The 25,494-nt window shown below is 52.2% G+C and carries 23 protein-coding genes; 9 read left to right on the top strand and 14 right to left on the bottom strand.

Annotation, left to right across the window (positions count from 1 at the left end):
- Positions 1-21 precede the first annotated feature (21 nt).
- Both J4E70_RS02170 and J4E70_RS02165 read left to right on the top strand, forming a co-directional pair.
- Entirely contained in the window at positions 22-1,245 is a 1,224-nt protein-coding gene (locus J4E70_RS02170; RefSeq protein WP_213887412.1) for a multidrug effflux MFS transporter, read from the top strand.
- 64 nt (positions 1,246-1,309) lie between these two features.
- Positions 1,310-2,710 carry a helix-turn-helix domain-containing protein gene (locus J4E70_RS02165; RefSeq protein ID WP_213887411.1) on the top strand — a complete coding sequence of 467 codons (1,401 nt, stop codon included), beginning with the start codon at positions 1,310-1,312 and terminating at the stop codon, positions 2,708-2,710.
- A gap of 55 nt (positions 2,711-2,765) precedes the next feature.
- Here the strand turns inward: J4E70_RS02165 and J4E70_RS02160 are convergent, their stop codons facing one another.
- The 5 genes from J4E70_RS02160 to betI form a co-directional block, all read right to left on the bottom strand.
- Positions 2,766-3,002, bottom strand: coding sequence for an HP1242/YdcH family protein (locus J4E70_RS02160; RefSeq protein WP_213887410.1), 237 nt, complete (start codon positions 3,000-3,002; stop codon positions 2,766-2,768).
- A gap of 98 nt (positions 3,003-3,100) precedes the next feature.
- The gene (gene betA / locus J4E70_RS02155) at positions 3,101-4,759 is read right to left on the bottom strand and encodes a choline dehydrogenase (RefSeq protein WP_213887409.1); all 1,659 of its coding nucleotides are present in this window, start codon (positions 4,757-4,759) and stop codon (positions 3,101-3,103) included.
- A gap of 30 nt (positions 4,760-4,789) precedes the next feature.
- The gene (betB, locus tag J4E70_RS02150) at positions 4,790-6,250 is read right to left on the bottom strand and encodes a betaine-aldehyde dehydrogenase (RefSeq protein ID WP_213887408.1); all 1,461 of its coding nucleotides are present in this window, start codon (positions 6,248-6,250) and stop codon (positions 4,790-4,792) included.
- Between the two features lie 43 nt (positions 6,251-6,293).
- Positions 6,294-7,802 carry a choline-sulfatase gene (betC, locus tag J4E70_RS02145; protein ID WP_213887407.1) on the bottom strand — a complete coding sequence of 503 codons (1,509 nt, stop codon included), beginning with the start codon at positions 7,800-7,802 and terminating at the stop codon, positions 6,294-6,296.
- The gene (betI, locus tag J4E70_RS02140) at positions 7,799-8,380 is read right to left on the bottom strand and encodes a transcriptional regulator BetI (RefSeq protein WP_213887406.1); all 582 of its coding nucleotides are present in this window, start codon (positions 8,378-8,380) and stop codon (positions 7,799-7,801) included. Before betI ends, betC begins: the two co-directional genes overlap by 4 nt.
- Positions 8,381-8,462: 82 nt before the next feature.
- On the opposite strand from betI, the gene choX reads away from it, so the two are divergent.
- The 3 genes from choX (at position 8,463) to choV (ending at position 11,338) form a co-directional block, all read left to right on the top strand.
- Positions 8,463-9,380 carry a choline ABC transporter substrate-binding protein gene (gene choX / locus J4E70_RS02135; RefSeq protein ID WP_213887405.1) on the top strand — a complete coding sequence of 306 codons (918 nt, stop codon included), beginning with the start codon at positions 8,463-8,465 and terminating at the stop codon, positions 9,378-9,380.
- A 98-nt stretch (positions 9,381-9,478) separates the two neighbouring features.
- A complete protein-coding gene (gene choW, locus J4E70_RS02130; protein ID WP_213887404.1) occupies positions 9,479-10,309 on the top strand; it encodes a choline ABC transporter permease subunit in 831 nt (276 codons plus the stop codon).
- Positions 10,310-10,312: 3 nt separating this feature from the next.
- Positions 10,313-11,338 carry a choline ABC transporter ATP-binding protein gene (gene choV / locus J4E70_RS02125; RefSeq protein WP_213887403.1) on the top strand — a complete coding sequence of 342 codons (1,026 nt, stop codon included), beginning with the start codon at positions 10,313-10,315 and terminating at the stop codon, positions 11,336-11,338.
- Positions 11,339-11,425: 87 nt separating this feature from the next.
- On the opposite strand, the gene J4E70_RS02120 is transcribed toward choV, so the two are convergent.
- Both J4E70_RS02120 and J4E70_RS02115 read right to left on the bottom strand, forming a co-directional pair.
- A complete protein-coding gene (locus tag J4E70_RS02120) occupies positions 11,426-12,343 on the bottom strand; it encodes a DMT family transporter (protein WP_213887402.1) in 918 nt (305 codons plus the stop codon).
- A 38-nt stretch (positions 12,344-12,381) separates the two neighbouring features.
- Positions 12,382-12,978, bottom strand: a complete 597-nt coding sequence (locus J4E70_RS02115; RefSeq protein WP_213887401.1) for a LysE/ArgO family amino acid transporter — start codon at positions 12,976-12,978, stop codon at positions 12,382-12,384.
- An 84-nt stretch (positions 12,979-13,062) separates the two neighbouring features.
- On the opposite strand from J4E70_RS02115, the gene J4E70_RS02110 reads away from it, so the two are divergent.
- Positions 13,063-13,947, top strand: coding sequence for a LysR family transcriptional regulator ArgP (locus tag J4E70_RS02110; protein ID WP_213887400.1), 885 nt, complete (start codon positions 13,063-13,065; stop codon positions 13,945-13,947).
- A 118-nt stretch (positions 13,948-14,065) separates the two neighbouring features.
- Here the strand turns inward: J4E70_RS02110 and J4E70_RS02105 are convergent, their stop codons facing one another.
- A complete protein-coding gene (locus J4E70_RS02105; RefSeq protein WP_213887399.1) occupies positions 14,066-14,806 on the bottom strand; it encodes a YebC/PmpR family DNA-binding transcriptional regulator in 741 nt (246 codons plus the stop codon).
- Positions 14,807-14,927: 121 nt separating this feature from the next.
- Here J4E70_RS02105 and J4E70_RS02100 point away from each other — a divergent pair, with 121 nt between their 5' ends.
- Together J4E70_RS02100 and J4E70_RS02095 are read left to right on the top strand one after the other, a co-directional pair.
- Complete coding sequence (locus tag J4E70_RS02100; protein WP_213887398.1) at positions 14,928-16,709, top strand: SLC13 family permease; 1,782 nt, start codon at positions 14,928-14,930, stop codon at positions 16,707-16,709.
- A gap of 543 nt (positions 16,710-17,252) precedes the next feature.
- Positions 17,253-17,621, top strand: a complete 369-nt coding sequence (locus tag J4E70_RS02095; protein ID WP_213887397.1) for a hypothetical protein — start codon at positions 17,253-17,255, stop codon at positions 17,619-17,621.
- A gap of 367 nt (positions 17,622-17,988) precedes the next feature.
- Here the strand turns inward: J4E70_RS02095 and J4E70_RS02090 are convergent, their stop codons facing one another.
- The 5 genes from J4E70_RS02090 to mgtE form a co-directional block, all read right to left on the bottom strand.
- Complete coding sequence (locus J4E70_RS02090; protein ID WP_213887396.1) at positions 17,989-19,770, bottom strand: SLC13 family permease; 1,782 nt, start codon at positions 19,768-19,770, stop codon at positions 17,989-17,991.
- A gap of 19 nt (positions 19,771-19,789) precedes the next feature.
- Complete coding sequence (locus tag J4E70_RS02085) at positions 19,790-20,716, bottom strand: DMT family transporter (RefSeq protein WP_343229437.1); 927 nt, start codon at positions 20,714-20,716, stop codon at positions 19,790-19,792.
- The gene (locus tag J4E70_RS02080; RefSeq protein ID WP_213887395.1) at positions 20,713-21,525 is read right to left on the bottom strand and encodes a TIGR00282 family metallophosphoesterase; all 813 of its coding nucleotides are present in this window, start codon (positions 21,523-21,525) and stop codon (positions 20,713-20,715) included. Before J4E70_RS02080 ends, J4E70_RS02085 begins: the two co-directional genes overlap by 4 nt.
- 81 nt (positions 21,526-21,606) lie before the next feature.
- The gene (locus tag J4E70_RS02075) at positions 21,607-22,170 is read right to left on the bottom strand and encodes a 5-formyltetrahydrofolate cyclo-ligase (protein ID WP_213887394.1); all 564 of its coding nucleotides are present in this window, start codon (positions 22,168-22,170) and stop codon (positions 21,607-21,609) included.
- Entirely contained in the window at positions 22,155-23,537 is a 1,383-nt protein-coding gene (gene mgtE, locus J4E70_RS02070) for a magnesium transporter (protein ID WP_213887393.1), read from the bottom strand. The genes J4E70_RS02075 and mgtE overlap by 16 nt, the downstream gene beginning before the upstream one ends.
- 122 nt (positions 23,538-23,659) lie before the next feature.
- Between mgtE and guaD the strand changes: the two genes are divergently transcribed.
- Positions 23,660-24,961, top strand: coding sequence for a guanine deaminase (gene guaD, locus J4E70_RS02065; RefSeq protein WP_213887392.1), 1,302 nt, complete (start codon positions 23,660-23,662; stop codon positions 24,959-24,961).
- Here the strand turns inward: guaD and J4E70_RS02060 are convergent, their stop codons facing one another.
- On the bottom strand, positions 24,962-25,435 hold the full coding sequence (locus J4E70_RS02060; RefSeq protein WP_213887391.1) for a CAP domain-containing protein: 474 nt from the start codon (positions 25,433-25,435) through the stop codon (positions 24,962-24,964).
- Positions 25,436-25,494 lie beyond the last annotated feature (59 nt).

The following is a 25,494-nucleotide window of genomic DNA, read 5'->3' as shown; positions in this document are numbered from 1 at the left end:
TCTCACGCCTAACGATTGACTATGTCAACAAAGCCCGTTGTTCGGTTTCTCGACCGCACTACTCCACCCCATATCATAACACTGATCCTTCTTGCGGGGCTCTCTGCGTTGTCGATGAACGTTTTTCTACCCTCTTTACCGAACATGACAGCGTATTTTCAAACTGACTATCGGCTGATGCAACTGTCCGTCGCATTGTATCTGGCTGTTAATGCAGCGTTGCAAATCGTTGTTGGACCAATTTCTGACCGATACGGTCGGCGCCCCGTTATCCTATGGGGAACGGTTTTGTTTATCATCGCCTCAGTGGGGTGCGTTTTTGCACCCACTGTAGAGGTTTTTCTGACGTTCAGAATGGCCCAGGCCGCAATTGTGACTGGGATGGTTCTGTCTCGTGCTGTTGTGCGGGATATGGTGCCGATGGAAGAAGCGGCCTCCATGCTTGGTTACGTCACAATGGGTATGGCGCTTGTCCCGATGCTAAGCCCGCTGGTGGGCGGTGTGCTGGACACATACCTTGGCTGGCAGTCTAACTTCTGGCTGATGGCGTTGCTTGGTGTGGGTCTGTTCTGGTTGGTATGGGTCGACCTTGGTGAAACGGCAACACAACGCTCGACAAGCATGGCGCAGCAGATGCGCCAGTACCCTGACCTGTTGGTTTCACAACGTTTTTGGGGTTATTGCCTGACCGCCGCTTTTACATCCGGGTCATTCTTTGCCTACCTTGGCGGCGCCCCTTTTGTTGGTGAAACGGTATTTGGCCTGTCAAGTATATGGCTTGGTTTCAGCTTCGGCGCACCTGCAGTTGGTTACTTTCTTGGCAATTTTTTATCCGGCCGCATGTCCGTGCGGATCGGCATCAATCGAATGCTTCTCTGGGGTGCATCACTTTCCGCAGCCGGATTAGGTGGCGCGTTAATACTGTTTTACGCAGGGCTTTCCTCTCCAATCCTTTTCTTTGGCTCTATGACATTTGTTGGGCTGGGTAACGGTATGGTACTGCCCAATGCGAATGCCGGAATGTTATCCGTGCGCCCACATCTCGCAGGTTCTGCGGCCGGGCTTGGCGGTGCGATCATGATTGGCGGCGGCGCCGCGCTTTCAGCACTTGCTGGCGTTATGCTAACTGCGGAAACAGGCGCATTTCCACTCATGTGGATTATGTTCTTAAGTTCAGCTTCAGGTGTACTTTCTATGCTTTTTGTACTCTACCGCGAGCGCCGCCTTGCGGGCCTTGATCTTTAATTCACAAACAGGTTGCAAAGTTTTCAAAGTCATGTGCTAATTTGCAAACTCCAAGGGGAATGCAATGGCAATTCAAAAACTTTATGCCGGTGTAAAACTGCGGGAAACCCGAACGCGGCTTGGCCTGACGCAAAAGCAGTTCGCTGAAAAACTGGGCGTTTCGCTGCCGTATCTCAACCAGATGGAAAACAACAACCGGCCAGTTAGCACCGGTGTCGTGCTGGCGCTGGCACAAGAATTTGGCTTTGATGTCGCAGAGCTGTCGACTGGCGATGCCGAGCGCATGGTCAGTGACATGCGCGAGGCCCTTGCCGATCCGGTCTTTGCTGATAGCACCCCGCCTCTGGCTGATCTGCGGCTCGCAGCCTCAAATGCCCCGGCACTGGCGCGTGCGTTTCTTGACCTGCACCGTGCCTATCGGCAGAGCCACGAGCGGCTTGCGTCGCTTGATGAGGCTCTGGGCCGCGAAGACAGCCGCGCGCAGTCCAGCCCGTGGGAAGAAGTTCGCGATTTCTTTCATTATTGCGATAACTACATTGATGCGGTTGACCGGGCTGCGGAACATTTCGCCGGACAAAGAGGTATGCATCAGAACATTCAGCAAACAGCCATCAAAGCCCTGAGCGATCTTGGTATCGAAACGCTTTTCACAGATGAAACGACACTGCGCGGCTATGACCCTGCCGCCCGTTGTCTGACTCTTTCAAAACGCGCTGCCCCGTCGACGCAAACATTCCAATTGTTACTTCAGTTCGCTTTGCTTACGCAAAACGATTTACTGGAAGCGACGCTGGACTTTGCCCGGTTCCAGACCGATGCAGCACGTGCGATTGCAAAGATCGGGCTGGCAAACTATTTCGCCGGCGCAGCTTTGCTTCCCTACACTGCATTCCTGACGGCTGCCCAGGAAACGCGGCATGATCTTGAACGTTTGTCTGACCAGTTCGGCGCCTCGATTGAACAAATTGCGCATCGGCTTTCAACTTTGCAGCGACCGGGCGCAAAAGGTGTTCCATTCTTCTTTGTACGCGTCGATCAAGCTGGCACAATCACCAAACGTCACTCTGCAACCCGGCTGCAGTTTGCACGTTTCGGTGGGGCCTGCCCGCTATGGAACGTGCATCGCGCATTTGAAACACCGGGGCGTTTTTTAAGGCAACTGGCGGAAACGCCCGACGGCGTGCGCTATTTTTGCCTGGCGCGTGATGTGTCAAAATCCGGCGGCTCTTTCCAGGCGCCTGTTCGCAGATATGCAATAGGGCTTGGTTGCGAGGTCAAGCATGCTGACGCGCTGGTATACGCAGACGATCTTGGCACCAGCAAAAGTACGGCCTTTGAACCAATAGGTATCTCGTGCCGTATTTGCGAAAGAGCAAAGTGTCATCAGCGTTCTGTCCCACCACTCGAAAGGCAGCTTTCGATTGATCCAAACAAACGTGGGATATTGCCCTATGAGATCGGATAAGCTCTTATCGAAAACGGCCTCGCCGCTGGATCGATCCAGGGCGAGGCCAGATATTTCAAGCGCTTAGCATCTTCCAGATGTCGTCTTTCAGCATCATGCGTTCTTTGCGCATTTCGACTTCGTGCAGCTCTTCTGTTGGTTCAACATTTGTCTCTGCCCGGTGAATGGCCCGATTGATTTCATGATACTTGTCAACAAGGCCCGCGAAATGGGCGTTAGATTGTTTTAGCTCAGAAATGAGTTCCACTTTGTCGGGAAATTCTTCAGCCAATTCATGAGGGGTGTGGGACATGCGATTCTCCTGTCTGGGTCCGTTTCGCGATTAGGTTAGACCCAGATCAATTCCGCAACCTTGACTCGGATCAAAGAATTGCAGGCCAACTGCCGGAGTTAGCGCTGAGATGTTTTCCAATTTGGGTGAATCCACGGCTCAACATTTACCGGAGGCAATTGTGTTTTTCCCAATATATGGTCTGATGCCTTTTCCCCAACCATAATTGAGGGTCCATTGAGGTTGCCGTTTGTAATGCGCGGGAAAACGGAACTATCTGCGAGACGCAATCCATCAACGCCGATGACACGCGCCTCCGGGTCAACAACAGCGTTCGGGTCGTCAGCTTTGCCCATTCTGCACGTACCACACGGATGGTAAGCGCTTTCCACGTGTTCGCGAATGAAGCCGTCCAGCTCATCGTCAGTTTGCAGCCCTGCACCGGGCTGAATTTCATGTTTCACAAACGGCTTGAATGCCTCTTGCGCAAAGATTTCGCGGGTGAGGCGGATGCAGGTACGAAAATCCTCCCAGTCCTGCGGCACTGACATATAGTTGAACAGTATTTTCGGGGCATCATTGGGGTCCGCCGATGCAAGTGACACCACGCCGCGCGAGCCGGACCGCATTGGGCCCGTATGGGCCTGAAACCCGTGCCCCTCTGCCGCCGCCTTGCCATCATACCGGACCGCCATTGGCAGAAAATGGTATTGAATATCGGGGTAGTCCACACCAGCGCCAGAGCGGATAAAAGCAGCACTTTCAAACTGGTTAGATGCGCCGAGCCCGGTCTTTGTAAACAACCACTGCGCCCCGATCACGGCCTTGGAAATAAGGTTCCAATGTTTGTAAAGCGTGATGGGTTGGCTTGATGCCATCTGAAAATAAAACTCCAGGTGATCTTGCAAATTTTGCCCAACGCCCGGTCGATCGGCAATCACCTCGATGTCATGCTCTGCCAGATGCGCTGCTGGCCCTATGCCAGAAAGCATAAGCAATTTTGGCGAATTCAGTGAAGACGCGGCAATAATCACTTCGCGGTGCGCACGAACAACTTCTACCCGCCCACCGCGTTCAACCTCCACACCAACAGCACGCCCATCTTCGACTACTACCTTGCGCGCAAACGCACGAGTTAGATCGCAGTTCTGGCGTTTCAGCGCCGGGCGCAAATAGGCATTCGCAGCCGACCATCTTCGACCCTTCCAGACGGTTTGCTCCATCGGGCCAAAACCTTCTTGCTGCTCGCCGTTATAATCGCCCGTGGTTTTGTAGCCCGCTTGCTGTCCAGCCTTTACGAATGCTTCATACAACGGATTCTTTCTTGGCCCGCGCGTCACATGCAGGGGGCCATCAGTGCCCCGCCAGGTTGGATCGCCCCCGTGCCCCCCCGAATGCCATGATTCCATACGTTTGTAGTAGGGCAGCACGTCAGCATAGGCCCAACCCGTCGCCCCAACCTCTGACCAGTGGTCAAAATCGCGGGCATGACCCCGCACATAAACCATCCCATTGATCGAGGAAGAGCCACCAATCACTTTTCCGCGCGGCGTCACCAGACGACGCCCACCAAGAAATGGCTCTGGCTCGGTCTGATATCCCCAATCGTACATGCCCATGTTCATCGGGTATGAAAGTGCTGCTGGCATCTGAATGAAAGGCCCGGCGTCAGTCCCGCCGTGCTCTATTACAAGGACACTTGCGCCAGATTCTGACAACCGATACGCCATAGCGCACCCCGCAGAACCCGCACCGACAATTACAAAATCAGCTTCCATTCTTTTTTCCGTCCACTTTCGCACCACGCATCAGTAAGGCGCTTCGACATCATTCATAGACACATAAACAGAGCGCAGTTCTGAGTAATGATTGACCGCGTTCTTTGAATTCTCTCGCCCGACACCCGACATTTTGCTACCGCCAAAAGGGGCCTCTACCGGGGCAAGGTTGTAGGTATTGATAAAGCAACTTCCGGCTTCAAGCTTTCCAATCACCCGGTGCGCCCGTGTCAGGTCATTTGTAAATACGCCCGCGGACAAGCCGAATTCAGTGTCATTGGCACGTGCAATCACCTCAACTTCATCCTCAAAATCCAGAACAGACATCACGGGGCCAAAAATTTCCTCACGCGCAATGGTCATGCCGTCGGTCACATCTGCAAAAACTGTCGGCTCCAGATAAAACCCCAGTTTATTAAGTTGATTTCCGCCAAAAACCAGCCGTGCGCCTTCGTTCAGCCCTTTGGCAATATAGCCTTTGACAATGTTCAACTGGTTTTCGGAAACCAAAGGGCCGAAACTCGTTGCTTCGTCTAAAGGATCACCGATCACCGCCGTCGCCAGACGTTCTGACAGGCGTTTCAAAAACGCTTCTTTAATGCCCTTTTGCACAAACACTCTTGTACCGTTTGAGCAAACCTGCCCGGAAGAATAGAAATTTCCAAGGATGGCGCCGCTAACCGCATTTTCGAGGCTGGCATCGTCAAAAATGATCATCGGGGATTTGCCGCCAAGTTCCATTGTGACGTGTTTCATTCCGTCTGCTGCCGCGGCATAAACCTTGCGCCCGGTTGGAACGGAACCCGTAAGTGAGACCTTTGCAACCCGTGGGTCAGTGACAAGGCTGGACCCTACGTCGCCATATCCCTGAACAACATTGAAAATACCCTTTGGTGCGCCAGCCTCGATCAGAATTTCCGCAACTTTGAGAGCAGATAAGGGTGTTGTCTCTGATGGCTTGAAAACCATCGTATTTCCACAAGCAAGCGCGGGAGCCGCTTTCCAGCATGCGATCTGGGTTGGGTAGTTCCAGGCACCAATTCCGACACAGAGACCCAGTGCTTCGCGAACAGTATAGACGAAATCCCCCCCGGAGAGAGGAATGTGCTCTCCCGTCAGGCTGCCTGCGATACCACCAAAATACTCCAGTGCATCCGCGCCAGAGGTTGCGTCGGCAACGAGGGTTTCCTGAAGTGGTTTGCCGGTATCCAGCGTCTCCAGAATGCTCAGGTCACGGTTTCTCTCACGTATGATATCTGCTGCGCGGCGCAAAACTCTGCCCCGCTCTGTGCCGCTTAAAGCGGCCCACGCGCCCTGCGCCGATTTCGCGGCTGCTAATGCTTTGTCGACGATATCCGGCGTCGCAGAGTGAAGCGTTGCGATGACCTCTCCACTCGCGGGATAGATCACCTTAATAGGTGCGCCCGAAGTGTCCTCAATGTAGGCGCCATTGATGAAATGACTGGCCTTGGGTTGAGCGTTGTAATTCAAACTTCAATGCCTCCGGCGGGGATATTTATAGAAACTGGTTTGCTTATTCCCCGCGAGGGAAACGCTGATCATTTTCGAGTGTGTCAAGATTCATATGATTGCGCATGTAGCGTTCACTTGCCTTTTGCAGCGGCTGATAGTCCCACGGGAAATAGTTGCCATTGCGAAGCGCTTCGTAGACCACCCACCTGCGCGCCTGGCTTTGGCGCACAGCTGCGTCGAAATCATCAAGGTTCCAGCGGGCTTCAGATTTGGCGCGCAATGAATTCAGAGTTCCCGCATGTTCTGGATCATCTGCCAAATTGCGAAGTTCATGCGGATCTGATTCCAAATCAAACAACTGATCGGGGTCAAGCGCACAGCGGTTGTATTTCCACTTTCCGTAACGCAGCGAGACAAGCGGCGCATATGAGGCCTCAGCCGCATATTCCATCGCAACCGGGGATGTGCGCGCTGCCCCTTTGGCAACAGGAACAAGGCTTTCACCGTCAGTCCAGGAAAGCACCTCTTCCATACTGACGCCTGCAAGATCGCACAGTGTTGGTGTCACGTCGATATTTGAGACGGGCGCAGTTTCAAGCCGCGGTTCAAGACCTGAAGCGGCCACCATCAATGGCACCCGGGCAGAGCCCTCGTAAAAGTTCATTTTGAACCAGAGGCCGCGCTCACCAAGCATGTCACCATGATCCGAAACAAAGAGAATGATCGCGTCTTGCCGTGTTGCTTCCAGCGCCTCCAGAACATCGCCGATCTTATCGTCCAAGTAACTTATATTGGCAAAATAGGCCCGGCGAGAGCGGCGAATATCTTCCTCTTTAATATCAAATTTCCGCCAGTCATTTGCATCAAAGATACGTTTTGCGTGGGGATCGTGTTCTTCATAGGGCATCGCCGGAATTTCCGGGAGCAGGTGTTCGCAATCCTCGTAAAGATCCCAGTATTTTTTTCTGGCAACATAGGGATCATGCGGATGGGTGAAACTGACGGTCAGACACCAGGGGCGGTCATCTTTTCCGCGCGCCAGATCATAAACCTTGCGGGTCGCGTTGTAGGCAACTTCGTCGTCATATTCCATTTGGTTGGAAATTTCGGCAACACCTGCGCCTTTGACGGAGCCCATATTGTGGTACCACCAGTCGATCCGCTCTCCGGGTTTGCGATAGTCAGGCGTCCATCCGAAATCCGCAGGATAGATATCTGTGGTCAGCCGTTCCTCAAAGCCATGCATTTGATCCGGGCCAACAAAATGCATTTTCCCAGACAGGCAGGTCTGATAGCCTGCCCGACGCAGATGGTGAGCATATGTTGGGATATCGGAGGCATATTCTGCCGCATTGTCGTAAACCCTGGTCCGCGACGGCAGTTGCCCTGACATAAAACTTGCCCGTCCCGGTGCGCATAAGGGTGACGCGGTATAACAATTTTTAAAACGCACAGACCGTGCCGCCAGCGCCTTTAGGTTCGGAGCATGCAGCCAGTCTGCTGGGCCGTCAGGGAACAAAGTACCGTTCAACTGATCGACCATGAAAATAAGAATATTGGGCTTTGTCATTTTGTTTGCTCCAGCAATAGATCAAAGTGTTCCATCGTAAGAGCAACGGCTTGTTCCCGGCCCACCCGATGGTCGCACAGCGCCTGACGGATATAGACACCGTCAATCATTGACGCGATCCCTTCCGCCGCTGAAACCGCCTTGTTCCCAAAAAGGGGCCGCATCGCAAAAACCAGATTCGAATGCAGTCGTTTCTGGTAGATTTTCAAAAGCCGCCTTGCCTGCGGGCTGGTTTGTGCCAAAACGTAGAAGTTCAGCCACGCGGCGATCACTTCTTCACGAAAATTTCCGGCTTCAAAGCTTGCACGAATGATGGCGCGGACACGCGCTTCAGGGCCTTCGGAAACAACCAATGCACCACGAACCGCCGCACCGAATATCGTCAGAATATGGCGCATCGCTGCGAGAAAGATTTGCTCTTTTCCACCAAAGTAGTGATGTGCCAAAGCAGAAGATACGCCTGCCCGCTTCGCGATCTGGCTTACCGTCACATCCAGAGAGCCTGCACGACCAATTTCAGCGATCGTGGCACTGACCAGCGCCTTGCGGCGAATAGGTTCCATTCCGATCTTTGGCATGACATACTCCAAAAAGACTTGCTTTGTCGAAAATGTTGCATTTTAATTGACTCGTCAATCAATAAAAACAGGGACCTCAAAAATGACCTTAAAATCTGCTCTATCTGCCCTTGCTCTGCTCGCTGCTGCCGGACAAGCACAAGCCGACTGTGGAACAGTTACCTTTTCTGATGTTGGCTGGACTGACATCACAGCAACGACAGCGACAACCAGCCTTGTGCTGGAAGCGCTTGGTTACGATACCGAAATCAAAGTTCTGTCTGTACCAGTCACATATATTTCGATGGCCGAAGGGGATATCGACGTATTCCTTGGTAACTGGATGCCAACCATGGAGGGTGATATAGCTCCCTATCGCGAAGCCGGAACGGTGGATATCGTTGGCGACAATCTGAACGGCACCGCTTATACGCTGGCCACTAACGCTGCAGGTGCCGCACTTGGAATCAAAACATTTGCTGACATTGCACCGAATGCAGACGCCCTTGAGGGGAAGATCTATGGCATCGAGGCGGGAAATGACGGCAACCGTATCGTGATGGACCTGATCAGCGCCGACACTTTTGGCCTAAGCGCAGTTGAAATGATCGAAAGCTCTGAACAGGGCATGCTTGCGCAGGTTGATCGGGCAAGCCGCAAAGACGAACCAGTTGTATTCCTTGGCTGGGCACCGCATCCAATGAACTCAAACTTTGAAGTAACCTACCTGACAGGTGGCGAAGAATGGTTTGGTGCCGAAGGCGACGTTTATACAAACACCCGCGCCGGATATGTCGATGAGTGCCCGAACGTCGGTGCATTGCTGAAAAACCTGCAGTTCACGCTGGATATGGAAAACCAGATCATGGGTGCAATTCTGGATGATGGCGAAGATGCAAACGATGCTGCTGCCGCTTGGCTCAAAGCCAATCCAGACGCAATCAGCCCATGGCTTGAAGGCGTAACAACGAAAGACGGCGGTGATGCAATGGCGGCAGTATCTGCTGCACTTGGCCTCTAAATCACAAACAGTTTGGCCCCGGCAAATGTCGGGGCCAAACTTTTTTATAAATCAAAAACAAAACGGACCGTACAATTTGTATCGGTAGAGGGACGGAAATGGACTGGCTGACAGAGACGAAGATACCGGTCGGCAAGGCCGCAAAAAACGGGTTTGAATGGCTGCGAGACAACGCCGATTGGTTTTTCGACAGTTTCGAAAGTAGCGTTGGTTGGCTTATCGAAACGATGCTCACATTGCTCCAATACCCGCATCCGTTGGTGATCGTGGCGATGTTTGTAGCCCTAACATGGGCGTTACAGCGGAGCTGGAAACCCTGCCTTCTGGTATTTCTTAGCTTTTTGTTTATTCTCAATCAGGGCTATTGGGATGAAACGCTGGAAAGCCTGACTTTGGTTCTGTTCGCCTGTATCTTCTGCATGTCGCTCGGCGTGCCAATCGGAATTGCAGCCGCACACCGTCCGCGCCTGTTTCAGGCCATGCGTCCGGTGCTTGATCTCATGCAAACACTGCCGACTTTTGTTTATCTTATTCCGATGATCGTTTTCTTTGGCATTGGTATGGTTCCTGGGCTTATTGCCACTGTGATCTTTGTGCTTCCCGCTCCGATCCGCCTTACGCACCTCGGGGTCAGTTCCACTCCCATGCCCCTTTTGGAAGCCGCGCGCGCCTTTGGTGCTACACCTCGACAAACTCTGTGGAAAGTTGAATTACCCTACGCGCTACCGCAAATAATGGCAGGGTTGAACCAAACTATTATGCTGTCGCTTTCAATGGTTGTAATCGCGGGTCTTGTGGGTGCTGACGGACTTGGCGTACCGGTTGTCCGCGCATTGAGCCAGGTGAATGCCGCCCTTGGTTTTGAAAGTGGTCTTGTGATCGTTGTTGTTGCAATCATGCTTGACCGTATGCTGAGAGTGGAGCGTTAAATCATGGGTACTTCAGTAGAATTTGACAACGTCTCTATCGTTTTTGGCGAAAAACCACAGCTTGCTTTACCTATGATGGACGAATTGAAAGAGCGCGCCGAAATACAATCCGCGACTGGGCAGGTTCTGGGGGTGCACGACTGCTCGCTCACAGTGTCCGAGGGTGAAATTCTTGTCTTGATGGGCCTGTCCGGATCGGGAAAATCGACCTTGCTGCGCGCGGTAAACGGGTTGAACCCTGTTGTTCGCGGAGCGGTCCACGTCAACGATGGATCGGGCATGATTAACGTAACTGCGGCCCCTCCAACAGAATTGCGGCGCATGCGCCAAACCCGCATTGCAATGGTGTTTCAGCAATTTGGTCTGCTGCCCTGGCGCACTGTGCGCGAAAACACAGGCCTCGGATTAGAGCTTGGGGGTATGTCCAAAGCAGAACGGCACCGCAAAGTCGATGAACAGCTTACGCTGGTTGGTCTGTCCGATTGGGCGGAGCGCAAAGTTGGCGATCTTTCCGGTGGTATGCAACAGCGCGTCGGCCTTGCCCGCGCCTTTGCGACAGATGCTCCGATCCTGTTGATGGACGAACCCTTCTCGGCACTCGACCCGTTGATCCGCACGCGGCTACAGGACGAGTTGCTTGAACTTCAGGAAAAGCTCCAGCGTACCATCATCTTTGTGAGCCATGATCTGGACGAAGCCTTCAAGATAGGCAATCGCATCGCGATCATGGAAGGGGGGCGCATCGTGCAATGCGGCACACCGCAGGATATCTTTTCAAATCCCGCGAACGAGTATGTTGCCGATTTCGTTGCTCATATGAATCCCCTTGGGGTACTCTGCGCGCGCGACGTTCTGGAAGCTGTTGACGGTGTTCCGACCATCACCGTCGGGCCAGACACAGATATACGCGAAGTCATGGAAAAGGTGCAGGAAACTGGCCAACCCGTCGGAGTCATCGAAAACGGCACACTTATAGGTCAGGTTACAAAGGACCGGGTTCTCTCAAAGCTTCTTGATCCAAGAAGTTAGAATGCCTCCGGCGGGGATATTCTTAGAATAAAGAAAGAGATCGCCCGGGTTTCCGGGGTCGAAAGTAGGATGGTCTGAATCTTTCTTTTAAACTTTTGTCGCGGAAACAGGTGGCGTTATCGCCCTTCGTTTAAGGACCGCTTCGCGCCAACTGATAAAACTGATCGCCGCTATGATGATGCCGCCACCGAACATAACCCAGCTATCCGCCGGCTCGTTAAAAAACACAGCGCCAAGCAATGTTGCCCAAACCAACTGCAGGAATGTGACCGGTTGCGTGACGGATACCGGCGCTGCGCGAAACGCCAGAGTCATTGAAAAATGGCCTGCTGTTGCGAAAACAGCGACCAAAAAAAGCCAGAACAGCTGTGCGAGCGTCGGCGTCACCCATACCGCCCAGGCAAAGGGCGCAAGCCCGATTGTGACCGTTATAGACAACATTCCCACAACAACGCCGGGGCTTACGATATCGGCCATCCGTTTCGCAATAAGATATCCGAACGCAAACAAAATGGCAGTCAGAAGCATTGCAAAATGGCCTGATGATATCTCTCGAAAACCGGGTCTCAGAATAATCAATGCGCCTATGAGTGCAGCCATAACGGCCAGGAAGCGGCGTGCGGCAAAGCGTTCACCCAACACAAGAGCAGCCCCAATTGTTACGTATACCGGGGAAAGATAGTTCATTGCCGTCACCTCGGCGATTGATATCTGAGTCATCGAATAGAACCACAGGATGACACCAATCGTTTGCGTCGCGCCACGTAGCGAAAAAAGCGCGAGGTCTTGTCTTGTGAGCTGCGCATTTAAAATTGGACGGATCATCGGGATCACGAAAACCAAACCAAGCGCGTACCGCAAAAAGGCTGCCTCGGCAGCGGGAACGGCCCCGCCAACATGTTTTACGATTGCCGTGACTGCAACAAAACAAAGCCCCGTCACCAACATCCAGAACACGCCCCACAAAGGGCGTTGTGCAATTGTTGGTTTAGGTGAATTTCTCATGATGGCAGATGATACGAACGAGAAGGGGCAAGCAAGCGCTATTCAATCAGTAACCCAATTGCGATCACCCACATCGTTAACGCAACGCCTGCGTCAAGAACCCGCCAGGCATTTGGCTGGGCAAACACCGGGCCTAGAAGCCTTGCGCCGTATCCAAGGACAAAGAAAAACATAAAGGAAGCCGTGACTGCCCCTGTTCCGAATGCAAGCCGGTTTTCGTAACCGGTTGAGACAGAGCCCAACAACACAAGCGTATCAAGGTAGACATGCGGATTAAGCCACGTGATTGCAAGACTGGTCAAAACCACTTTCTTAAGGCTACTTCCTTGTTCTTTCGATTCAGCCAGCGCTTCCCCGCCCCGAATAGCGGCTCGCGCATTCAGAAAACCATACCATATCAAAAACACAACCCCGCCGTACCTAAACATGGGCGCAATCCACGGAGCTGCGTTCGCAACCCATCCAAAACCAGAAACGCCCGCAGCGATCAGTATCGCATCGGATAACGCACAGGTAAGACAAACAGCAAAAACAAACTGGCGTCTCAGACCTTGCCGTAAAACAAGCGCGTTTTGAGCTCCGATCGCGACGATCAGACTCAAACTAAGTAAAAACCCTGCACTCAATGCCTGCACTGCAACCTCCAAACTTGACGCATGCCTATTCCGGTGCGCAAACTAATTCAAATTAATTTTCCTTAAGAGAATGAAGTAATTCTAATGCTGGAATACCCGCTTCTTAATGCCTTGGCCTCGGTGCTGCGCACCGGAAGTTTTGAACTTGCTGCACATAGCTTAAGCATTACGCCTTCAGCAGTGTCGCAACGCATTAAGTTGTTGGAAGAAAGATTGGGTTGCGTTCTTATAGTCCGCGGTCATCCTTGTTCTGCAACGCCTGCTGGGTCACGCCTGTTCCGGCACACCGAAGAAGTCAGCTTACTTGAACATACACTTGCCGCTGACTTGAAGGGTCTTTTACCCGATGAAAGCATTCCGACAATACGCATCGCTGTAAATGCTGACAGCCTTGCGACGTGGTTCATTGAAGCGTTGGCAGAAACGACTGGAATGCTTTTTGATCTTGTTACAGATGATCAGGAGCACTCCGCTGATCTGCTGCGACGGCGCGAGGTCATGGCAGCGGTAACGGCGCATCCCGGTCCGGTTCAGGGGTGCGACTCGCAACCTCTAGGGGCACTTCGCTATATCGCGGCCGCGAGTCCAGCATTCGTCAAACTTTTTTTCCCAGATGGGCTGACTGAGTACGCCGCCCGGCACGCAACGGCGTTAACTTTCAACAATAAGGACAAACTTCAGGAAACATGGCTTCATGGCCAGCTTGGTACGTTGATCTCATTTCCGACACACATGCTGCCATCGAGCCGTGGATTTGTAGATGCAGCATTAGCGGGGCTTGGATGGGGAATGAACCCCGAATCACTGGTCAAAGCACATATTGAAAACGGAAATTTGGTGACATTGGGCACAAAACCAGCCCTGGATATTCCACTTTACTGGCAGTCAAACCGGGCTACGCGTAAAGCACTTGCACCTTTGACCAAGGCCGTCCGGACAGCGGCAAAACGATATTTGATCGCTTGGTAGACAATCTCTCAGACCGGGATCTAAAAGGTCAAACCCGATTTGCCTGCATGAATAGAGGTAGTCCAGAATGAAAAACACGGCACCAAGTAAAGGTGCCGCGTTCCGAATTTCGCAGAATTTAAAGCTGTTCCAGCACTTCGTCAGATGCCTCAAAGTTGGCGGTCACGCGTTGAATATCGTCATCATCTTCCAAGGCATCAATCAGCTTCATCAGCTTCTGCATGCCTTCAAGATCAAGCTCGGTGGTTGTCTGTGGTTGCCAAACGAGCTTGGTGGATTCGGATTCGCCAAGTTCCGATTCTAGCGCATTCGAGACGTCATTAAGATCTGTGTCTGCACAATAGATCGTATGCCCGTCTTCGTTGCTTTCGACATCTTCAGCGCCTGCCTCTATTGCAGCCATTAAAACCGTGTCTGCGTCTCCAACTGACGCAGGATAAACCACCTCGCCTTTGCGGTCGAACATAAAAGATACTGATCCGGTTTCACCCAGATTTCCACCATTTTTTCCGAATGTTGAACGCACGTTAGAGGCCGTCCTGTTGCGATTATCGGTCATTGCTTCGACGATCACCGCCACACCGGAGGGGCCATAACCTTCATAGCGGATTTCGTCGTAGGTATCACCTTCGCCAGCTTGTGATTTCTTGATTGCGCGATCAATAACATCCTTGGGGACAGAGTTCGATTTTGCCTCTTTGACCGCCAACCGCAAACGCGGGTTCTTGTCTGGGTCCGGGTCACCCATTTTCGCGGCGACTGTGATCTCTTTTGACAGCTTAGAAAACAGTTTCGAACGCGCTGCATCCTGCCGCCCCTTGCGGTGCTGGATGTTGGCCCATTTTGAATGACCTGCCATAAGTTTCTCCTTGGGCGGAATTTCTATTTGGCCCTCTATAAAACAGCGTCCCTACTGGCTGCAAGCCATTGCAATTTTCACGCCATTCAGATTGGCTGTATGCAAAGCAGAGGACGCGTTCATGACCAGTGACCAGATTATTTTGTTCAGCCTGTTTGGCGCAGTCTTCGCGTTGTTGCTTTGGGGGCGGTTCCGATATGACCTGGTCGCTTTTGCTGCCTTGATGGTTGGTGTGGTGCTGGGAGTTGTTCCCTCGAAAGACGCGTTTAACGGGTTTGGGCACCCTGCAACCTTGGTCGTAGCTTTGGTATTGGTGGTTTCTGCCGGATTGGTCAGGTCAGGTGCGGTGTTTCTGATAACACGCACACTTGTCGATAGTTCACGCAGTCTAGGTGGCCACATCGCATTGATGGGTGGAATAGGCGGCATCCTTTCAGCGTTTATGAACAATGTTGCAGCACTTGCCCTCTTGATGCCCGTTGACATTCAAACCGCCCGAAAAGCTGATCGTGCACCAAGCCTGAGCCTGATGCCACTCTCTTTTGCAACCATTCTCGGCGGAATGGTGACAATGATCGGAACACCGCCAAACATCATAATCGCCTCGATACGGCAGGATGCGCTGGGCGAGCCGTTCCGCATGTTTGATTTTGCGCCGGTCGGAGGCATTACCGCGATAGTCGGGCTGGCTTTCGTGGCATTTATTGGTTGGCGACTTATCCCCCAAAGCGCAGAAACTGGCGCCGCAGGCAACCCGATGGCGGAAATTGCTCAGTATATCGCCGAACTTACCATTCCCGCTGAGTCCAAACATATTGGGAAACGGTTGTTCGAACTTTACGAAACTGCGGAAAAAAACGATGTCGCTATTCTGGGTCTTGTGCGCGACGGCAAGCGTAAGTTTGGAACGCAGCGCAACACGACACTCGCCGCAGGAGACGCGCTTGTTCTGGAAGCAGAACCTGATGCGCTTGACGAATTCCGGTCCGCACTGTCGCTCGATTTTACAGATTCCAAGCGTCAGGATGCGCTCCACGCGGACGCAGAAGGTTTGGCAATTGTTGAAATGGTCGTGACCGAGAGTTCACGTATCAACGGAAGAACTGCGCAGGCAATTGGGCTAAGTTGGCGACGACAGACGGTGCTTATGGGAATTTCCCGGCAAGGCAAACAGATCACCGACCACGTACGTAAGACCGAAGTTCGTGTGGGCGACATTCTGCTATTGCTGGTCCCACAACAAAACGCAGCTGAAATAGTCGACTGGCTGGGTGGGTTGCCGCTTGCAGATCGCGGGCTTGCCGTGACAGACGATAAGAAAGTCTGGATGGCAATTGGGCTGTTCGCGGCCGCCGTTGCGGCGGCAAGCTTTGGTCTGATCTACCTTCCTGTTGCGCTTGGTCTTGTGGTCATCGCCTTTGTCTTGACTAAAATCATACCAATTTCAGAAGTTTACACACATATTGAATGGCCGGTTGTGGTGTTGCTTGGTTCCATGATCCCGCTCGGCGCAGCGCTTGAAACTTCTGGTGGGACAGAGTTGATTTCCAGAACGCTGATTTCCGTAACAAACGGCATGCCAGCATGGGGCATCCTGACAGTTCTGATGGTTGTAACCATGACCCTTTCGGATGTTCTGAACAACACCGCCACAACCATTGTTGCAGCGCCTGTCGGGATTCAAATGGCGAATACATTGGAGGTGAACCCTGACCCATTCCTGATGGCCGTCGCAGTCGCCGCTTCCTGCGCCTTCCTGACGCCGATTGGGCATAAGAACAACACACTGATCCTTGGGCCGGGCGGGTATAAATTTGGGGACTACTGGCGAATGGGTCTGCCGCTTGAGATTCTTGTCGTCGCGGTGTCGATTCCGGCGATTTTGGTGTTCTGGCCTCTATAATACGTGAAAAATAACGGCATCTCTTACCCAGACGAATACCCCGAAACGCACTCTGAGACTTCCCGCACCCTTGTCGTTTAACCTAAGGATAACGAGGGCGCGGCGGGGGAAAGTGCAGTCAAGCTCATGTAATGTAAGCCACTCGGATTTTTTTCCACAAATCTTGAAGCGACGCCTAAGGTTCAAACTTGAGATAATTAGTGGGAAACCATGAATTGATCACCATTTTCGTAACTGCCTAAAAACGCTCTACCCCATGCAAGAAAAGTAGCGGCCTGTCTCGCCCGCACGACTTACTTTCTACAGGACGGCAAGACTTTGTACGGGTGGCCCTTCGTAGAGAAAAAGCGAGGGCCGAACGGCTGAACGACACGCCCTCTGCGGTTTCATGGATTTGAAAGAGCTGCTCCAAGAGATCCCACGTCAGCACAAAAGGTAGAGATAAATTTCGGGACCCAAATAGTGACAATTTAAATCAAACTAAACTTTTTGAGGGAGATATTTCTTGTTTATCTTCAGCGCTTTAATTGAAGGAGGGTGGCCATGAGATTCGTGAATGCGTTGCTACTATTTGCTGCGGTAGCCAGCTGTAGTACGAAAGAGTTTCAGGCCGAAAAAGCTGTTTGCGCTGCAGAGTGGATAGAAAAAATACCACCAATGTACCAGCAAATTGCCGTGCAGAGAACAAGGGCTACCGAAGTACCTACCGGCAACGTCACGTGCCAAACACAAGGATCCGGCAACACAGGCTCCGCGAATTGCATTCAAGAGATGAAAACGGAATACATTCCGTACACTGCAATTGAAACTGTTGATATTCGCAAATCCGTGAGAGATCAGCGGATCAGTATGTGTACAGTAAGCGCCTGCAACAGGAATTACGGCAACTCAGAGTGCAAGCCCGCAGGTTAGCACAGCGTGAGATCTGGGTTACCGCGCTTGTTATGCTTGGGCCTTCTCAGGAATCGGTAGTTCTGATGAACGGCGAGCGGTATAACTCCGATTCAAAGGGCTTACCAACCCGCGCAGCGTTGCTACGGTGGCTGCTATTGTGCTGACCTCAGTGATGAAAGTTTTCCGCTCGTTTGCTTCGAGGACCGCACCTTGTTCTTGCATGCGTTTGGCAACGGCTTGACGTACTTCTATCACTTAAGAGCAGGTCAATATCCAACAAGCCGTCAAACAACGGAATAACCACCTGGTCATAGGCATGTCGTTGCCTGCCCGTATTGTCGCATTACCTTTTCTATCTGACATAACCTTACCGTCCCGAGCACATTTACAGCGGCCAAAGAAATGGAATAATCGCCGAAGCAAGCAACCCGACACTCAGATTAAGGGGAATGCCAACGCGCATGAAATCGGTAAATCTGTACCCGCCCGGTCCATAGACCAACATGTTTGTCTGGTAGCCAATAGGCGTTGCAAAGCTCGCTGAAGCAGCGACCATCACCGCCACGACTAAGGGGCGCGCATCTACTCCCAATGCGTCAGCCAACCCGATAGCAATGGGTGTAACGACCACAGCAACAGCGTTGTTCGACACAAGCTCTGTCAGGACAGACGTGAGCAGATAAATCGCCCAGATAATCAGGAACGGAGGCATGTTCCCAAGCATAGGTGCGACCGCGTCTACAATCAGTTTTACAGCCCCCGAAGCTTCCAGCGCGGCCCCGATGGCAAGCATCGAAAAAATCAACGCAAGTAAGCGCCCGTCAACGAAAGAAAATGCTTCTTCTGCATCAATGCACCGCGCAATCAGGACCAGGGCGACAGCGAGGACGGAGAGCATGAAAATTGGCGCGACCCCAAAGGCCGCCAAAACAACGATCGACAACAAGGTTATTACGGCAAGGGGCGCATGCGTCCTTCGATAGGCGCGTCCAGAAGGTTTGCTGATATCGACCATTTCCATATCAGACGCGAGCCGCTGAATATCTTCAGGCGCCCCTTCAAGAAGAAGCGTATCGCCGACCCTTACAATCAAATCATCCAACTGCAGTCCGATGTTCTGGTTTCGCCGATGCACCGCCAAAGGATAAACCCCGTACCGCCGCCGCAACCGCAATGCCCCAAGCGAACGCCCAATCATCTTGCATCCGGGTGAAATAAGAACCTCAACCGTTGACGTTTCAACCGCCGAAAGCTGATCCACCCGTTTCAGGCTTTTGTTACGTTGCAGTGAAAGCAGTTCCGTTACTTCCGTACGCAAAACCACCCGGTCCCCAACCTGAAGCGTTACATCCTTCAGGTTTCGCCGAAGGGAGTCGTCGCCGCGCAAAACGTCAACCAGACGAACGCCTTCGCGTTTGAACAATTGCACCCCGGTCACTTCACGTCCAATCAGATCGCTATCAGGCGGAATTGCGGCCTCTGTAAAAAATTTCATCTTTGTGCGGTCAGACAGCAGATTTGCCATCGAGTCCCGATCAGGCAACAAACGCGGGCCGATAAACCGCAAATAGATCATTCCCCAAGCCACAAGGATCAAGCCAAGTGGTGTGACTTCGAAAATCGAAAACGCTTCTAACCCATTCGCGCGTGCAACACCGTCAACCAACAGGTTTGTCGAGGTACCGATAAGCGTCAGGGTGCCACCTAATATCGCAGCATAGCTGAGAGGTATAAGAAGCTTGGAAGCTGATACTTTCAGCTTTCGTGATAGTTGTACAAAGACCGGTATCATGACTACAACAACCGGCGTATTAGACACAATCGCAGACGCAAAAATCACAAACCCCATCAAAGCGCCTATCGCCAAAACGGGTCGTGCTTCTGCATTGCGTTCCGCGACCTGTGTAAACCAGTCAAGTGCGCCCGTCCGCACCAAGGCACCCATCACGATGAACATTGCCGCAATCGTCCATGGCGCGGGATTTGACAGAACCGTCAAGGCCTTGTCATAAGGCAAAATACCAAGCGTCAGCATCACTGCTGCCCCGGCAATTGCAACGACTTCGGTCGGATATTTTTCGCGGATAAAAAGAATAAACATCACCGCAACAACGGTCAGCGCGACGACGGCTTCACCAGTGGGTGAGAAAAAGGAATTTGAAATCATCAGGTCCTGTCAATTCCAGCTACTGACTGGCATCTTTGCCCGTAGGTGTCTCTGATACAAGCTCGTTGTTATCACGCGGTTGCACAAGAAAGATTCCGACAAACATCATTCCCATCGCGAGCCATAGGTAGCCCGAGTAGCTTTCCCCCAAAACCAGCATCGCCCAGATCACGCCAAAGCCAGTGACAAGATATGCAACCTGGACCGCAAATGTCGGCCCAGTACGCCCCACAAGCCAAACATAGGTCGTGTAGACGATAGCATGAATTACAGATGATAAGGCTAATGCATAGTCGGGCACACCGTAAGGCGGACGCGGGTCAATCCATTGGCCAGATAATATTGCGAGCGGAAATGCGATAAATGCACCCATCAGGGATGCCCCATAGAGCACCTGAATTGGGTCGAGTCCCGCCGTGCCCCATTTTGCGACGATGTTGCCTTCAAGTCCGTAAAAAACCGGAGCTATCAGCGCGAGCGGAATGAAAATCAACATCGCCCGCTCCGGCAAGCTTGCCTCTGGGCCAATGATCAAAAGGACACCAAGCAATCCAAAACAAAGGCCTAAAAGACGCAACCAACTGAAACGGTCGACACCAAACAAAAGAGCAACCGGAAAGGCAAACATAGGAACAAGCGAAAGCAAAACTGAAATCACACCTGAGGGCAAATGCTGGATCGCTTTGTATGACGCTGTATTAGGCATGAGTGTACCAACCAAAGCGATCACGAGATAAAGCTGCAGATGCCTTGCTTTAAAAGGCAAAGATTTACCACGTAGTTTTGTGACTGCACCAAGCACGACAGCAGCAATGACCAATTGCCAGAATATGAGCCCAAACGCCCGGTAGCCGCCGCTGACCGCGAGTTTTGACAGTGGCTGCGTGAGACCCCACCCTACCCCCATCAGCAACAGCACAAGTATTGGCCCCATCCGGGTTGTCACGGGGTGCTTTCTTCAAGGCGGCCGCCAACACGCACCATTTTCACCTGGTTTGCCTTGCCCGTCCGGTCATCTGTTTCAATGAAAAGGCCGGAAAGCGTCGCCTCGTTTGTTGCTGGCGTGAAGCGGCCCTTGCCCATACCCGTCACAAACCGACGCATTGGCTCTGCCTTATCCATACCGATCACGGAATTATAGTCGCCGCACATCCCGGCATCTGCCTGAAAGGCTGTACCAGCAGGCAATATCTGGGCATCGGCCGTAGGAATATGGGTGTGCGTTCCGACAACAATGCTGGCTCGGCCGTCGCACCAATGCCCCATAGCCATCTTTTCACTTGTTGCTTCACAATGAACGTCGACCAAAATCGCCTGCGCCATACCGCCCAACGGATGTTTCTTCAGTTCAGTCTCAACAGCTGAAAACGGATCATCAAATGGGCGTTTCATAAAGACCTGCCCAAGGACCTGCATCACCAGAATCTTGCGGCCCCGACCTGCATCATACAATCGCGCGCCTTTACCGGGCGCATCTTTTGCGAAATTCAATGGGCGCAGCACGCGTGGTTCCCGTTCGATAAAGGTCAGCATATCCCGCTGATCAAAAGCGTGATCACCTAAAGTGACAACATCGGCCCCCGCATCGAACAATACTTTTGCATGTGCGCCCGACAAACCAACGCCCGATGTTGCGTTTTCACCATTCACAACAATAAAATCAAGCCGCCAGTCTGCACGCAGACCTGCAAGTCGTTCCTTGATCGCAGTGCGGCCTGAACGGCCTACGACATCACCTAAAAACAGAATTCTCATGCAATCTGCCTAGGCCGCATATCAAGGATGTGCAATAAACTTTCATGCCTCCGGCGGGGATATTTTGGGAAAAAGGTAAGGTCAGAACCTAACGATTTCTTTTTCCGTGACAATGAAATCCAGAGGTTGATCCGTTTCTTCAAGTGGCAAATCGTTATCTTCTTGGGCTGAGAATGCAAAACCGATTGCGATTGTTTTCCGAATGGCACGCAGCCGTTCGAGCGTTCGGTCATAGAAACCACCACCATAGCCAAGCCGGTTTCCTGTGCGGTCGAATGCGACCAGTGGAACAATCAAAACTTCAGGTTCGAGGTAGCGTGCTTCCGCCGGAATTTGCGCACCGAAGGGCCCGTCAATCAACGCGCAGCCCGGCGTCCACTGACTGAATTTCAAAGGGAGACCTGCCCCCTCGATCACCGGAACAGTTATGAAACTGCTTTCTGCCATTTTTGTCATCGCAGGACGGGGATCAATCTCGGTACGGATCGGCAGAAAACCAGAGATGGTTTTACCGCCGTAGGGTTCCAGCAACTCCAGAAGCCGTGCCGCACCAACTGCGCCCTGCCCTTCTGCATGCGCTGCTTTTCGGCGTGCAAAGGCTGCTTTACGAGCCTCAGCCTTACGAACCGCTAAATCAGTACCCATGCCGCCAACCCCAAAAAGGCAAAAAACCCGACCACATCCGTCACCGTTGTAACGAAAGCACCAGATGCAAGCGCCGGATCCACACCCATTTTATCAAGTGACACGGGCACGAAAATCCCCGCCAGCCCAGCTACTACCAGATTGATCACCATAGCTGATGCGATAACGACGCCAAGCAACGCGTTTCCGAACCAGAAGTAACCGACCAGCCCCATTACCACGGCAAAAACCAGGCCATTGGCGAGACCAACCAATGCTTCGCGTCGAATAACACGCCAGAAGTTAGAGCTTGTAAGGTCTTTGGTTGCCAAGGCCCGCACGGCGACCGTCAACGCCTGTGTTCCTGCATTGCCCCCCATCGACGCCACAATTGGCATCAGTACGGCAAGCGCAACAAGCTGCGCTATCAAAGCTTCAAACTGTGCAATCACCAATGAGGCTAAAATCGCAGTAATCAGGTTAACAAAAAGCCATGGAAACCGCGCCTTGGTTGTTTCAAAAACCTTGTCAGACAGACTTGTTTCGCCAACACCCGCCAGACGAAGAATATCTTCTTCATGACCCTCATCCAAAACTACCATAGCGTCATCAATTGTAATAACACCCACCAGTCGGTCATTTTCATCAACGACTGGGGCTGATATCAGGTGATACTGATTAAAGGCATAGGCGACATCTTCTTCGGGCTGTGTCACCCTGACTGTCATGAAACTTTCTTCAGTCAAATCGCGCAATTTGACCGCACGCGGCGCGCCAAGTAGTTTTCCAAGCGTGACATAGCCTGTTGGCTTAAACCTTGGATCAACCAGAATGACATGATAAAACTCTTCGGGCAGATCATTTTGTGCGCGAAGATGATCGATGGCCTGACCAACATTCCAATGCTCCGGCGCGATGACAACTTCGCGCTGCATGAGGCGACCAGCAGATTCTTCCGGATAAGACAGCGCTTGTTGCACTGCCACCCTGTCAGCGTCTTCCAAAGCAACGAGAATAGCTTCTTTCTGAGGGCCTTCGAGATCTTCAAGTAGATCGACGACATCGTCTGTTTCCAGACCGCGAACGGCACCGGCCAATTCTTCCGGTTCAAGAAAACCGATAACTTCTTCTCGTAGTCCTTCGTCAAGTTCAGACAGGATGTCGCCATCTATCCCGCCTCTCCAAAAGACAACAAGCGCGCGTCTGTCTTTGTAGTCGATTTGTTCCAACATGTCAGCGATATCCGCCGCATGAAGAGGTTCAAGCAGGGCTTCAAGATGGACAAAATCCTGAGCTTCCAATGCCCTGAGGACCTGATCCACAAGTTCATCATCAAGTGCAAAGTCTTCGTCTTCGCGATCATCATTTTCAAGGATGTCTTCGCTCATGCCTTTGCCCCCAAGCTTTTGCGCTACATTAGACAAAAGACTTTCAAATAAACAGTGCAAATAGGGCGATTTACCTGTGCCAAAACCCCCCGTATCTTTAGGCAGCAAGGAGCGCGACATTTATGACAACCACTCATCTTTTACTTGGTCAGACTTTATCTTACACCAGTGATCCATTTCACTCGCCAATTGTTGACTCAGCAGAGGTTCGACAAAACGGCGGTGTGCTGGTCAAAGATGGAGTGATCTTTGGGGTAAGTGAGGGTGACACACTGCGCGCAGCTTATCCCCATGCAAAAGTACATGATTATGGCGATGCGCTTATCACAGCAGGATTTGTCGATGCGCATGTGCACTATCCCCAAACCGCGATAATTACGAGTTGGGGGAAACGGCTGATCGACTGGCTGAACGCCTACACTTTTCCCGAAGAAATGCGTTTTGGAGATAAAGGTTTCGCTGACGAAGTCGCGGGGCGCTATCTGGATTTGACACTCGCGCATGGCACAACAACTGTCGCCAGTTTCTGCACCATACATCCAGAAAGCGTTGACGCCTTTTTTGAGGCAGCGCTTGCGCGTGGGCAACGTGTATTTGCCGGGAAAACCTGCATGGACCGAAATGCGCCCGACGGGCTGCTGGACACGGCGAAATCGGGTTATGACGATAGCAAGCAATTGTTAGAAAAATGGCATGGTCAGGAACGTTTATCCTACGCCATCACACCGCGATTTTCCCCAACCTCAACACCCGAACAACTGGACGCGATGGGTTCACTTTGGGCGGAGCATCCAGGTTGCCTCATGCAGACCCATTTGTCTGAACAAACGGACGAGGTTGCTTGGGTTGCTGACCTTTTCCCGGATGCGCGCGATTATCTGGACACATATGAGCAATTTGGGCTGATTGGCCCCGGGGGTTTGTATGGCCATTCCATTTACCTGACAGAACGCGAACGCACGCGCTTGAAAGAAGCTGACGCAAGCCTGATCCATTGCCCAACCTCCAACACATTCATCGGCTCTGGACTGTTTGATATGGCTGGTCTGATGGCAGAGGGTCAGCGCATAGGTCTGGCCACCGATACAGGGGGAGGATCGAGCTTTTCAATGCTGCGCACGATGGCTGCGGCTTATGAAGTTGGCCAGCTACGCGGCACACCGCTTCACGCGGCACAGATTTACTGGTTGGCAACTGTCGGTTCGGCCCGCGCGCTGCGCGCTGATGATAAGATTGGCAATCTCGCGCCCGGAATGGAGGCCGACATTGTAGTGCTGGACCTCAGCTCAACACCAGCGATTGCACAGCGAACTGCCCGTGCCGAAAATCTGTGGGAAGCGCTTTTTCCGACAATTATGATGGGCGACGACCGTGCCATTATAGACACATGGATCGGCGGACAGCGCTACCAAGCCCAAACTTAATCAGCACCCCGGTTCCGCAAACAAAAGAACCCAGTAATCCCCGGCTGCATAACCAACACCAATTTCCGAGACTTCCGCGCGTAAATTGTTATCTCGGTGACCGGGGGAATTCATCCAGTCCTGCAAAGTCGCTGCTGCTGTAACGTGGCCCTTTGATATGTTTTCTGCAACAACACAGGCATTGTAATCTTGCATAGCGACGCGGCTTTGCGAAGTCGCACCTTCGGGCGATATATGTGAAAAATAACTGCGTGAAGACATATCGTTCGCATGGATCTGCGCCGCTGTATTGAGAGCGCTGGAAAGTGACAACATGCCAATCCCGCGTGTGCGGCGCGTGCTGTTCAGCAACGAAACCATCTGTTGCGCGGCTTCGTCCGCGTTTCGGGGCGCAGTTGCTGTGCTATCATCCTTACCCAAACCACAGGCTGAGATCAGGACAAGACTTATCAGCGCCAGAATCAATTTTCTCATTCTGCAAACCTCTGAAAGTGGGCTTCAAACCTAACACCAGAACCGCGATATGCCAGTTC

This window comes from Pseudohalocynthiibacter aestuariivivens (assembly GCF_018457175.1).
Lineage (GTDB): Bacteria > Pseudomonadota > Alphaproteobacteria > Rhodobacterales > Rhodobacteraceae > Pseudohalocynthiibacter > Pseudohalocynthiibacter aestuariivivens.
The sequence above is the reverse complement of the archived record's forward strand: the minus strand, read 5'-3'. Positions and strand labels throughout refer to the sequence as shown.